Raw genomic sequence first — 11,586 nt, forward strand, 5'->3', positions numbered from 1 at the left:
CAGACGTCCTTCGGTAGCATGGCCGGGTGCTGCGCTTCGAAGTCTCCGTCGAGGACCTGCTGCGCAGCCGCTTCGCACTCTCCCCCGCGATGGACCTGTGCTTCCTGCTGCGCTCGCTCGCCGGCCAGGACCGGCCGCTGCCGCGAGCCTGGGCCACCCGGCTCATGCCGGCCTTTGAACGGCTTCGCCGCGAGACCGAACTGAACGCCGCCCTCGCCCTGCACACCCCGCGATCCGGACCGAACTTCGTCGCCCCGCCCCCGCGCGGCCTCAACCAGACCTGGGCGGACGACCTGGCCATGATCCGGGCCACACCGCTGGAAGCGGCCCGCCACGAAATCGCCACCAACGCGACCGGCCCGTCCACCCGCGATCCCCGCGTACGCGCAGTGCTTGACTCGACGGACGCCGTCTCCAGGATCGCCGCGGCGATGGACCAGGCGTGGCACGAACTGCTCGCCCCGGACTGGCCGCAACTGCGCGCGATCTGTGAGCGCGACGTCGTGCACCGGGTGGGTGTGATCGGCGAACATGGATGGGCCACGACCATCGAGAGCCTGCACCCGAGCATCGCCTGGCAAGCCGGCGGTATCGAGATCGGCCACTTCCCCCACGTCGGAACACTCCGCCTCGTCGGCGACGGGCTCCTGCTGATCCCTTCGGTCTTCGTCGCGAATATCGCCGCCCACCTGGAAGACCCCTGGCCCAGGACCTTGATCTATCGTGCCCGCGGTACCGCCGCCCTGCGGGGCGAACAGGAGACCGTCCCTCAACCGGACGCCCTGACCGCTCTGATCGGCCGGGCCCGAGCCCGGCTGCTGTTGGCGCTGGACGCCCCGGCCAGTACGAGCCACCTCGCCCGAAGCCTCGCCATGACACCCGGCGCGGTAGGAGACCACCTCGCCATCCTGCGAGGCGCGGGACTGCTCGTCCGCGCCCGGTCCGGACGGTCGGTGCTCTACCGGCGTACCCCGATCGGCGAGGCGCTGGTCGCCGGTACGGGCTGAGGGCTCAGATCAGCACTGTTTTTTGAGGTCTCGCCAGCAGATCAACGGGCACCGCTCTGCCAGCGGCAGAACACCGGCCGGACCGGGCTCGACGATCACTACAGTCCAGCCTCATGACGACGATTACGACGCGTACGGTCGAGTATCCGACCGACGGTGTGACGATGATCGGGCACCTCGCGCTCCCGGCCGGTGTCGCCCGCCGGCCCGCGGTGCTGCTCGGACCAGAGGGCATGGGGCTCAGCGATGTCGAGCGCCGCCGGGCCGATGCTCTCGCCGAGCTGGGATATGTAGCGCTGGCCTTCGACCTTCACGGCGGGCGCTATTTGAGCGACCCCGAGGAGATGCTGGCCCGTTGCCTGCCACTGCTCGCTGATCCCGACCGGATGCGGGGCATCGGCCATGCGGCACTCGCCGTGTTGCGCACCGAACCGCGGACCGACCCCGACCGGATCGCCGCCGTCGGCTACGGCACCGGGGGCGCCGTCGGGCTGGAACTCGGGCGCGACGGCGTCAACCTGCGCGCGATCGGGACAGTCAATGCACTGACCACGGGCCGACCGGGCGAGGCAGCGCGCATTCGCTGCCCGGTGTGGGCCGGGGTCGGGTCGGAAGACCCGATCATGCCGCCCGCACAACGAAACGCGTTCACCGCCGAGATGCAGGCCGCGGGCGTCGACTGGCGCCTCACGGTCTACGGCGGCGCCCTGCATGCCTTCCACCACCCGCCGGTCGACCACCCCACGGTCCCCGGCGTCGGCTACCACCCACAGCACGCGCAGCGAGCCTGGCGCGACGTCGTCGACCTGCTCACCGAGTGCCTGCCCGTGACGGAAGATCTGGGGGCATGACCCAGGCAAACAGCCCGGCACCAGGCGTGGTCCGCGTCGGGCACTCACAGCCCCCTCCCTTCAAGTTCCCCCAGCAGAACCACGCTTGAGATCGTTCTCAGCGCCAACCGCTGTACCGACGTTCCCCAAGCCCGATGACGACGGGGGCTGGGTCTCCGGGCTTGCGGTGGGTGGCTCGGCGCCAGTGAGCCAGTACCCGTCTGTACACAGAACAGCGAAGCCCGCGCCCACTTCGCCGACCACATCCACCGTGCGGAGCAGGGCACCCCGACGGTGATCACCCGCAATGGCGCGCCGGTGGCAGCTCTCGTGCCCATCGCCGACTTCAACGCACTGGTAGACGCGGCCGACAAACTGCTCGCGCGCGAGGCGGCAGCCGTACTGGCCGAGGGCGGCCCCACCGTGACCATGGCCGAGCTGCTCGCCGACCTGTTCACCGAGCGGGATGCGGGCGTGGCGTGACGTACGCGTTCAGAACCCCTGGACGGCGAACTCGTCATCCTGGTCGTCAAGGCCGGAGACCGTCGCGATGTCTGTCGCAACATCTGACGGCTCCACCAGGTCACGGTCAGGGGGAGGCGTGGGTCTCAGGCAATCCGGTCGACGCAGGTCGGCCCGGGCTCGTAGCCTCTCGGCGTGTCCGTACCCCGAAACACCGGCTCCTGGCAGCAGGTCAACTCCCGCCAGGACTTCGCCGCTTACCTGCATCTACTAGCGGCCGACTGTGAGCATGCCTGCATCGGGCAGGACATCAACGAACCTGCGGCACAGCGATGGACCAACCAAACGATCTCCGACTTCCTCTGGGGCTGGGTCCGGCTCCTGGGCAAGCGAATCGACGGCACCGACCTGCTACAGGAAGAGGCTGATGGGCGGCCCGGGTGGCAAGGTCTGGCCTTCCAACTGGACAGGGCCCGCACCTCTCCCCCCGGATTCAACTGCGTCCTGGCCGAATCCGGAACCCAGTCGCATGAGGTGGACAGCGCAATCGACATGTGGCGGTACGCGGCTACCCTCGCCACCGACTTCGCCAGCCACCAGCGGGAATGCCAGGCGGCGATCCGCCGCGGTGAGTGGGCCGGTGACGGAGGCCGCTGGGCGCACAGCACCCTGTACAACTGGCTCGACGCCTGGGCCGCCTGGATCGGCGCCGACCCACCGCGCCACACGCGACTCGAACCAGTCACCTGGCGATCAGTCGCTCTGCAACTCTCGGCAGCCCAGAGCCCAGCTGCTCCTCACTCACCCCGGCCCCCGACGGGCCGCTGAGACGATCACAGCCGTCGAGGACGGTATGCGCGGTCTCGCCCGAGCGCTTCGTCTCTGCCCCGGAACCCGACTCCCGCCGGCGATCGGCGCACGCCTCATGACCCAGCGCGGGCGCGTCGCTCTGGACTACGGCCACGATCAGTACGTCATGACGATCCCGCCGCCGTCTCAGGACTGGCTGGTCCTGGTCGAGCGCGGCGCCCCCTGCCGTGTCTGCCTGGTCTTCGCGCCCCTTGCCCTTACCGCCGACCAGGCCGAGGCCGACGTACACCTGCGCGAGAGCTTCGCGCGCGGCGCTGTCGTGTGGGGGGCGGCGTACGCCCGCCGTCGGTTGTGACTCCGAACCGGGGTGCTGCGGGCGTGGCGGATGTGGAAGGCATGCCGTGATGCCCGTCGGCGTGCGGCGTCGCCCGCCCGGGCGCACGCTGGGGGTTCAGCCGTCGAAAACTGGCCGTCACAGATCTGGCACAAGGTACGCACTGTACGCACACCACCGCATACCGTGTCCCCCTCTCATCACATAGACCGTGGGGGGTCTCATGTCGTACGGGTATCCAGGGCCGGGGGGCCAGCAGCCGCCGCAGGGGCAGCCGGGGTGGGGCCAACAGCCGGGGCAGCCGCAGTGGGGTCAGCAGCCACCTCCTCCGCCGGGGTGGCAGCAGCCGCCGGCCGGGCCTGGTTGGGGCGGTCCGCCTCCGCCGAGAAAGAGCAGCGCGGGGAAGATCATCGGGTTCAGCTGCCTCGGCGTCTTCGCGGTGTTCGTCGTGCTCATCGGGATCGGCCTGGCCGTGAGCGGGAGCGACAGCGGTTCGTCGAAGGGCGGGAGCGCGCCGACGGTAGACAAGCCGTCGACGGGGAAGAGCAGTGCCCCGGCGAAGGAGACGGCGGCGGGGGTGCCGGACGGTCCCAAGGGTGATGTGAAGATCACGTCGTGCAAGGTGGACGCAACGACCTCGTGGCCGTCGGCTGAGCTGCTGATCACGAACCGGTCGTCGAAGACGTCGAACTACATCGTGAACGTGGAGTTCGTGGACGCCTCGGGAAAGCGGCTCGGAGAGGCGTTCACGGCGACCAACAACCTCGCACCGAGGCAGCAGGCGGAGGAGACGGCGCAGGGCCTGGACTCGATCAACGTGAAGATCAAGTGCCGGGTGACCGAGGTGACGCGGTACGCGTCGTAGACCCGTCGTGCAGGTGCGCCGACGCCCCGTCGCTCGCCCGGGCGACGAGGCGTCTCAGCTGCACCGATGTGCTCGCGACCCAGGTCGTCTACGAGGTCAGGGCACTAGCGCTCCGCCTTCTCCCACGGTCTGACCCCCAGTTTTCCGGTGGTTCCGAGGTCGAGGTTCGGGGTCACCGTCACCGGGTCGGCGCCGGTCTTCGCCCGGACCCGTACGTAGGGCACGTTCACCGGCGTGCCGAACTGGGTGGTGTTGCGCCAGACCAGGGCGGCGGTCGCCGACTCGCCGGGGCCGAGCGTGACGGGGAGGGGTTGGTTGTCCGGGCCGGCGCTGGTGGTGATCTCGCCGCTGCCGTCGAGGATCTTGATGCCGTCGACGGGCTTGAACTCGTTGTCCAGGAGCTCCAGCAGCGGGTAGCCCTCGACGGTGTAGTCGCGCGTGCCGCAGTTGTCGAGGTGCAGGCCCACGACGCGCAGTCCCATGGCCGCGTCGCCCTTGTCGGCGGTGACTCGGATCCCGGAGGCGGGGCATGTGCCCGGCTCGGTCGGTGCCTCGCTTGCTGGGACCTTGGTCACTTGGAGCACCTTGGCCTGCGTCACCCGTGGCGCGGCGGGCGGCAGTTCCCCGGCCCGGACCGTGCCCCGGACGGTCTTCCCGGGGCCGACGTCGCGCACGGTCGCGGTTTGGTTGGTCATGGCCCCGCCGTCACTGCTCATGAAGGTGAAGACGATCGCGTAGGTCAGGGTCTCGGTGCCCTCGTTGGTGACCTCGTAGGCGGCGACGACCCCCGAGTCTGCGGTGAGGTCGAGGCTGTCGGCGGAGACGGAGTAGCTGCGGGTGGGTGAGGGTGAGGGCGAGGTCGACGGGAGGGTCAGCGAGGTGATCCGTACGCCGTCCTTGCCCGGATCGTCGACCTGCGTGGCGGACGTCGGTCCGGTCGCATCGGTGCTGGGGTTCCCGGCACCCGTGCGCTCCGTTCCGCAGGCCGTGAGCAGCAGAGCGGTCGCGGCGAGAGCCGACAGGAAGGGGGCGGTCCTGGCGAGAGCCGGGTGGAGGGGGGCGGGTCTGCGCATCGGGTCATCTGATCAGGGTGTGAGTCCTGTGCATGTGGTGGAGGCCATAGTTCCGGTCACGGGGGTGTCACAAGTTCCGTGGCCTGCGGGCGGGTTGGGCGTACGAAGACGGGTAGGACCTGCGGCACCGGAGCCCGGGTGACTGGTTTCGGGCAGGGGCGGAGTCGGTAACGGCTTGGACTCGTGTCGCCTGGCCGGTCCGGGTACCGGCAATGCTCGGGGCATGGGGAGACGCGACGGGGTGCGGAGGGGAACGGTCGGAGGGTGTCTGTTCAACGGTTGTCTGGCTGTGCTCGTGCTGCTTCTTGTGTGCGTCATCGGAGTAGGGATCCGGTTGGCCACGGCGGATGAACGCGCCGAGGGAAAGGCCCGCGCCGATATGCGGAGTGATGCTGAGACGCGGCAGGAAAAGCTCGTCGCGGCGGCGGCAGACGGTGTGCTGGACGACAGCGAGATCGCCCGGGTTTTCCCTCCGGGAAAGCCGGATCAGGGCCTGGTCAGGATCCAGCGGCACGGTCCTGATGTCGTCGTGACGGCCGAGCTACTGGGCGTCGGGCCGGGGGTCTTCCTCACCAGCGCGACATATATGACGGGGTGCTTCACCTTCACCGTCACGCCGGACGGGCGCGGCCATCGGAGGCCCGAGGTCACCGTCAGGGAACTGGCCGCGGAGAACGAGCCGCAGTCCGCGTGCACGACGGCAGGAGTGCCGTCTCCCAGCGTCGTCCCCTCCGGGGGGTCCTCGGAATTCACTGGGCCGGAATTCACTGGGCCGCCCGGCGCCGCCCGCCTACCATCGGTGCCATGACCTGGCGACATTGATCCACCAGCCGTGCCTCCCGAGGGCCGCCTCGGACGCCGTACATCCGACGTCCGAATCGCCCCTGCGGGAAGGCCTCATGACTCTCTCACCTGCGCGTGCGCCCGGCGCCGAGAACACCAGGAGCACCGGTGTCCGGCGGCTGACGGCCACGCTCTACGGCTACGCGTTCCTCGACGACTTCGTGCTGCTCTACCCGGTGTACGCGCTGCTGTTCAGCGACACCGGACTGTCGATCTGGCAGATCTCCTCACTGTTCGCCCTGTGGTCGATCACCGGGATCCTGCTGGAGGTCCCCTCCGGCGCCTGGGCCGACGCCGTCTCCCGGCGGCTGCTGCTGTGGCTGGGCCCGCTGCTCACCGTCGTCGGCTTCGCCCTGTGGGTGATCGTGCCGTCGTACTGGGCCTTCGCGCTCGGCTTCGTGCTCTGGGGGGTGCGTGGCGCGCTCGGCTCCGGTGCGCTGGAAGCACTGGTGTACGACGAGCTCGACCGGTTGGGCGCGGCCGACCGGTACGCGCGTGTCATCGGCCGGGCTCAGGCGGTCGGGATGGTCGCCGTGATGGCGGCGATGGGACTGGCCGGTCCGGTGCTCGACTTCGGCGGCTACCAGGCCGTGGGCGCGGCGAGCGTGCTGGCCTGTGTGCTGACCTCGGTGGTGGCGACCCGGTTCCCCGAGCATCGGGACGCGGTGTCTCACGATGATGAGCGGGTTTCCGCTCTCACCACCCTGCGGGCCGGGCTCGTCGAGGCCCGCCGGGACCGGTCCGTCCGTGGGGCGCTGCTGCTCGTTCCGGCCGTCGGTGCGGTCTGGGGTGCGCTCGACGAGTACACGCCGCTGTTGGTCCGGGACACCGGCGTGGCCCAGCAGACGATTCCGTATCTGCTGCTGGTGATCTGGGTGGGCCCCGCGATCGGCAGCCTGCTGGCCGGGGCGGGGGAGCGGCTGAGCACGACGGGGCTCGGCGTGGTGCTTGCGGGCTCGGCGTTCGCCCTGGCCGTGGGTTCGCTGATGGGCACTCCGGCCGGTATCGGTCTGGTCGCGGTCGCCTTCGGCGGCTTCCAGCTGGTCAACGTCCTTGCTGACGCGCGGCTCCAGGACCGGATCGAGGGGGCTCGCCGGGCGACTCTGACCTCCGTCGCGAGCATGGGGACCGAGCTGGCCACGGTCGGGGTGTTCGCCGCGTACGCCCTGGTCGGTGCGTCGTACGCGCACGGGATCGCGTTCGCTGTGTTCGCGGTCCCGTATCTCGTGACGGCGCTCGTGCTGGTGCGGCTGGAGTAGTGGGCCCGTACTTTGCGGGTCACCGATTCAGGTCGGTGGCTGGTGGTTCAGCCGTCGAGGACTGGCCGTCACAGATCTGGCAGAAGGTGCGCACTGCACGCGCAGACGTTCTACAGCCGCACTGAGAGGTTCCCCACGGTGGCAGTTATGGTCAGCTCGCCACCGATCGCGTGCAGGTATGCGGCCATGGTCGAGGTGTCCAGACGGGCGGCCCCCCGCTCGATCTGACTGACCCGCCCCTGGGTGACTCCCATCGCTGCGGCGACCTGAACCTGCGTGAATCCTTGTGCCTTGCGGAGGGCGGCCAGTTCATGTCCTCGCTCGGCGTCGATCATCTCCGCCTTGATGGCGTCGATGCGTTCGCGCTTCTCGGGGGGATGTCGGCCGCCAGGTCGGCCATGGTGCCGAGGTTCATCTGCCCTGCCCTTCCTTCTTCTCCTGCTGAAGTGCCTCAAGGTAGGCCGTGTACTTGTCGTCCGCTTCCTTGATCGCCCGGGGGTACCAGGATGCCCACTGCCGCGCGATCGCCTTGTTGCCCGCCACCAGGAAGATAGCTCGACGCTCGGGGTCGAAGACGAACAGCATCCGGATGCTGACCGTCCCCCCCTTGCCCGCCCCGCCCGTCCGCCCGGCCCTCGCCGGCGCGGACAGGCCGGGGCACGCACCCCGCTCCTCAGATCTTCACCGCCCCCGAAGCCACCCCCCGGTAGAACCACCGCTGCGTGATGACGAACAGCACCAGCACAGGCACCACAGAGATCACCGACCCCGCCATCACCATCCGCTGGTCGTACCCGAACGACGACGTCTGGAGCCTCGCCAACCCCAGCGTCAGCGTGAAGTGTTCCTCGGTGCGCAGGACGATCAGGGGCCAGAGGAAGTCGTCCCAGGCGCTGATGAACGTGTTGATGGTGACGACCAGGATCGCGCCGTACGCCGAAGGCAGGTACAGGTAGCGGAAGCGTTTCCACTCGCCCGCGCCGTCGAGCATCGCGGCGTCCTCGATCTCGCGCGGGACGGCCAGGAACGCGGCGCGCATGATGAGGACGTTGATCGCGCCGACGAAGCCGGGGAGCCAGACGCCGGCCAGGTGGTCGATCAGGCCCAGGTCCCGGATGCTCAGGAACAGGGAGACCATGATGGACTCGAAGGGGAACATCATGGATGCCAGCAACAGGACCCAGACTGCCTTTTTGCCCTTCCAGCCGGGCTTGGACAGCATATAGCCGGCCATCGTCGAGAAGGCGAGCTGGCTCGCTATCGACAGCAGCGCGATCATCACGCTGTTCCTGATGTACGTGGCCACCGGGACCTGGGCGAAGACCTCGCGGTAGGCGCGCAGCGTCGGGTGGTGGGGGATCAGGGAGGCGTTCGAGCCGAAGACGTCCTCTCCTACGCCCTTCAGCGACGCCAGGAACTGCCAGAGCAGCGGGCCGATCGTGATGCCGAGCACGAACAGCAACAGCAGGTAGCGGACGATGAGTTCGCGGGGGCGCCCGTAGTCGCGCCAGCGGGGCATCAACCGTTTCTTCCGGGGCGCCGGGGCCGGGGAATTCGCCGGAGCAGTGGCCGGGGCTGCCGTCGTCACGACTCGTCCTCCTTCGTCAGGCGCTGTGCGAGCAGCGTCAGGCCCAGGGTCAGTGCGAAGAGGGCCACGCTGACGGCCGCGCCGTAGCCGGCGTTGCCGCTCAGGGGGTCCAGGCCGACGTCCCTGATGTAGAAGGGGAGCGTGCGGTCGGCGCCGCCGGGGCCGCCTGTCGAGCCGCCGAGCATGTAGATCTCCGTGAAGACGCGCAGGGAGCCGATGCCGGTCAGCGTGCCGACCAGCATCATCGACGTGCGTACGCCGGGCACCGTGATGTGCCAGAAGCGGCGTACCGCGCCGGCGCCGTCCACCGAGGCCGCCTCGTGGAGTTCCTTGGGGACGTTTCCGAGGGCGGCGAGGTAGAAGATCATGTACCAGCCGAGGCCCTTCCACAGGGTCAGGCCCATCGCCGACAGCAGGATCAGCCAGCTGTCGGAGAGGAAGGGAATGGCCTCCTTGATGATGTGGGCCTTCTGGAGCCAGGTGTTGACCAGGCCCTGGTCCGCCAGCAGCCACTGCCAGCTCAGGCCGACGACCACGCTCGACGCCAGCACCGGTGTGTAGAACGCCGAGCGGAAGAAGCCGATGCCCGGCAGGTTCTTCTCCACCAGGATCGCCAGGAGGAGGGGCAGCAGGACCATCAGGGGGACCACGATCACCGCGTACAGCACGCTGTTGCGGGTCGCCAGCCAGAAGTCCGAGTCGCCGAACATACGGGTGTAGTTGTCCAGGCCCACGAAGTCCGCCACGCCGCCGAGCGGTTTCGCGTCCGTGAAGGAGAGGACCAGCGTGTTCAGGAACGGGAAGACACCGAAGGCCGCCGCTCCGAAGATCGCCGGGAGCATCCACAGCCAAGGGAGCCACCAGCGGCGGTAGATGGCCGCGCCGCCCGCGTCCGGGGTCGGGCCGGGGGTGACCGCCTTCACCAGGCGGCGCAGGCCCGAAGGGGGGTTCGGCGCCGGGGCGCCCTTGGCCGCCGGAGCGGTCGCGGGCGCCTCGCCGTCAGGCATCGTACGTACCGCCGTCATCCTCAACTGCCCTGCTTCAGCAGCTCGTCGGCCTTGGACTGTGCCTCCTTGAGGGCGTCCTCGGCGCTCTTCTTGCCCTGCATCGCCAGCTGCACCTGGGCCGTGATGGCGTTCAACTCACCCGGGGACAGGGCGATTTCGTCGGCTGTCGCCGTCTTGCGGTCCTCGGCGACTATCTTGCGGGCCTCGGAGAACGGGTCCGTGCCCTTGACCGACTGGAAGAAGGGGTCGTCCAACGAGGCTGTCGTGGACGGGAAGATGACCACGTTCGGGTCCTTCGCCCACAGCAGCTGGTTCTCCGCGTTCGTCAGGAACTGGGCGAAGGAGAGGGCCGTGGGCGCGTTCTTGCTCGTCGCCGCGACCGAGATGTACTGCGGGGCGCCCACCGTGTGGCCGAGGTCGTCCAGCATGTAGCGGGCGACGCCCGTCTTCTTGTAGACGCTCGGGTTGTTCTCCTGGATGAAGCGCAGGTAGTTGGGGTTGGTGGAGCCGTAGACCAGTTTGCCCTGCGCGTAGAGGGTGGACGCGTCCTGGTTGGAGGAGAGCGAGTCCTTCGGCATCGCGCCCGCCTTGTACATCTTGGTCATCGCCTCGACCCACGCCACCGTCTTGGGATCGTCGGCGAAGGCGAACGACTTGCCGTCGTCCGAGAGGACCTTGACGCCCATCTGCTGCCAGTCGGCCGGGATGCGCCAGATCGGGTTGGCGACGGTGGCGTAGTACTTGCCGTCGGACACCTTGGCGATCTTCAGGGCGTCGTCGAACAAGCCGAGGATCGTCGTCGCCGGCTTGGTCGGATCGAGGCCCGCCTTCTTCATCAGGTCGGTGTTGAAGGTCTGGGCGATGCCGCCGGAGTACCAGGGGAACGCGCTGTGCACCTTCGCCCCCGAGGCGTCGGTGAACATGCTGGACTTCCACATCGCGGCGCCGAACACCTTGCCCGAGTCCGGGGCCTTCTTGTCCAGGTCCAGCAGGTAGCCGGCCTTGGTCAGCGCGATCTGCGTGTTGACGTTCAGGTTGACCACGTCGGGCAGCGTGCAGGCCTGCGCGTCGGCGACCAGGCGCTGCGTGAACTGGCTGTCGCCCGGGTCGTCGATCCACTTGACGGTCGTGTCCGGGTGGGCCTTCTCGAAGGCGGCGATGACTCCGTTGAAGTAGCCGCCGAAGTCCTTCTTCAGGTTCGTCGTCTGGAACGTGATCTTGCCCTTGACGTCGCCGGTGAGCTTCCCGGAGCCGACGTTGCCCTTGTCGACCGTGCAGCCGCCGGCGGTGGCGCCGCCGTCGTCGGAGCCTCCGGAGAGTCCGCAGCCGGCGGCCGTCAACGTCAGTACGACGAGACAGGACAGGGATCCGGTCAGTCTTCTTGCGCGCATTGCTGCTGCCCTCCTGGATGGATGCTGGCGATGCTGGTTCAATTCACCAACTTTGACTCCGAGTGATGAAAATGTGGACCAGAATTCATCGGAGGTCAATGGGGTGCCGTGTTGCTT

General features: G+C 68.7%; 14 protein-coding genes and 1 pseudogene. 8 read left to right on the top strand and 7 right to left on the bottom strand.

Annotated elements, in window-relative coordinates; translation table 11 throughout:
• The first annotated feature begins 26 nt into the window (after positions 1 to 26).
• The 5 genes and pseudogenes from ACH4TV_RS43650 (at position 27) to ACH4TV_RS43670 (ending at position 3,464) form a co-directional block, all read left to right on the top strand.
• On the top strand, positions 27 to 1,007 hold the full coding sequence (locus tag ACH4TV_RS43650; protein WP_398406989.1) for a winged helix-turn-helix domain-containing protein: 981 nt from the start codon (positions 27 to 29) through the stop codon (positions 1,005 to 1,007).
• Between the two features lie 113 nt (positions 1,008 to 1,120).
• Positions 1,121 to 1,858 (top strand): dienelactone hydrolase family protein, encoded by a 738-nt coding sequence (locus ACH4TV_RS43655; RefSeq protein ID WP_398406990.1) that lies wholly within the window; start codon positions 1,121 to 1,123, stop codon positions 1,856 to 1,858.
• Between the two features lie 216 nt (positions 1,859 to 2,074).
• Positions 2,075 to 2,320 (top strand): annotated as a pseudogene (locus ACH4TV_RS43660) (type II toxin-antitoxin system Phd/YefM family antitoxin); the annotation flags it as partial.
• Positions 2,321 to 2,494: 174 nt separating this feature from the next.
• Entirely contained in the window at positions 2,495 to 3,127 is a 633-nt protein-coding gene (locus tag ACH4TV_RS43665) for a hypothetical protein (protein ID WP_398406991.1), read from the top strand.
• 97 nt (positions 3,128 to 3,224) lie between these two features.
• Positions 3,225 to 3,464, top strand: coding sequence for a hypothetical protein (locus ACH4TV_RS43670; protein WP_398406992.1), 240 nt, complete (start codon positions 3,225 to 3,227; stop codon positions 3,462 to 3,464).
• A gap of 291 nt (positions 3,465 to 3,755) precedes the next feature.
• On the opposite strand, the gene ACH4TV_RS43675 is transcribed toward ACH4TV_RS43670, so the two are convergent.
• A complete protein-coding gene (locus ACH4TV_RS43675) occupies positions 3,756 to 4,055 on the bottom strand; it encodes a hypothetical protein (RefSeq protein ID WP_398406993.1) in 300 nt (99 codons plus the stop codon).
• A gap of 10 nt (positions 4,056 to 4,065) precedes the next feature.
• Here ACH4TV_RS43675 and ACH4TV_RS43680 point away from each other — a divergent pair, with 10 nt between their 5' ends.
• The gene (locus ACH4TV_RS43680; protein WP_398406994.1) at positions 4,066 to 4,308 is read left to right on the top strand and encodes an FxLYD domain-containing protein; all 243 of its coding nucleotides are present in this window, start codon (positions 4,066 to 4,068) and stop codon (positions 4,306 to 4,308) included.
• Between the two features lie 104 nt (positions 4,309 to 4,412).
• Here the strand turns inward: ACH4TV_RS43680 and ACH4TV_RS43685 are convergent, their stop codons facing one another.
• Positions 4,413 to 5,381, bottom strand: a complete 969-nt coding sequence (locus ACH4TV_RS43685; protein WP_398406995.1) for a DUF4232 domain-containing protein — start codon at positions 5,379 to 5,381, stop codon at positions 4,413 to 4,415.
• Positions 5,382 to 5,604: 223 nt separating this feature from the next.
• Here ACH4TV_RS43685 and ACH4TV_RS43690 point away from each other — a divergent pair, with 223 nt between their 5' ends.
• Both ACH4TV_RS43690 and ACH4TV_RS43695 read left to right on the top strand, forming a co-directional pair.
• Positions 5,605 to 6,189: a hypothetical protein gene (locus ACH4TV_RS43690; protein WP_398406996.1), complete on the top strand. Its 585-nt coding sequence runs from the start codon at positions 5,605 to 5,607 to the stop codon at positions 6,187 to 6,189.
• A gap of 91 nt (positions 6,190 to 6,280) precedes the next feature.
• Complete coding sequence (locus tag ACH4TV_RS43695; protein ID WP_398406997.1) at positions 6,281 to 7,483, top strand: MFS transporter; 1,203 nt, start codon at positions 6,281 to 6,283, stop codon at positions 7,481 to 7,483.
• Between the two features lie 110 nt (positions 7,484 to 7,593).
• Here ACH4TV_RS43695 and ACH4TV_RS43700 read toward each other — a convergent pair whose 3' ends face one another.
• The 5 genes from ACH4TV_RS43700 to ACH4TV_RS43720 all read right to left on the bottom strand — a co-directional run bounded on the left by ACH4TV_RS43700 (position 7,594) and on the right by ACH4TV_RS43720 (position 11,469).
• A complete protein-coding gene (locus ACH4TV_RS43700) occupies positions 7,594 to 7,818 on the bottom strand; it encodes a helix-turn-helix domain-containing protein (protein WP_398406999.1) in 225 nt (74 codons plus the stop codon).
• A gap of 76 nt (positions 7,819 to 7,894) precedes the next feature.
• A complete protein-coding gene (locus ACH4TV_RS43705) occupies positions 7,895 to 8,068 on the bottom strand; it encodes a hypothetical protein (RefSeq protein WP_398407000.1) in 174 nt (57 codons plus the stop codon).
• Between the two features lie 88 nt (positions 8,069 to 8,156).
• Positions 8,157 to 9,002, bottom strand: a complete 846-nt coding sequence (locus tag ACH4TV_RS43710) for a carbohydrate ABC transporter permease (RefSeq protein WP_398407068.1) — start codon at positions 9,000 to 9,002, stop codon at positions 8,157 to 8,159.
• Positions 9,003 to 9,067: 65 nt separating this feature from the next.
• Positions 9,068 to 10,096 (bottom strand): carbohydrate ABC transporter permease, encoded by a 1,029-nt coding sequence (locus ACH4TV_RS43715; protein ID WP_398407002.1) that lies wholly within the window; start codon positions 10,094 to 10,096, stop codon positions 9,068 to 9,070.
• A 2-nt stretch (positions 10,097 to 10,098) separates the two neighbouring features.
• Positions 10,099 to 11,469 (bottom strand): extracellular solute-binding protein, encoded by a 1,371-nt coding sequence (locus ACH4TV_RS43720; RefSeq protein WP_398407003.1) that lies wholly within the window; start codon positions 11,467 to 11,469, stop codon positions 10,099 to 10,101.
• Positions 11,470 to 11,586: the final 117 nt, after the last annotated feature.

The organism is Streptomyces sp. NPDC020898 (assembly GCF_044333925.1).
Taxonomy (GTDB): domain Bacteria; phylum Actinomycetota; class Actinomycetes; order Streptomycetales; family Streptomycetaceae; genus Streptomyces.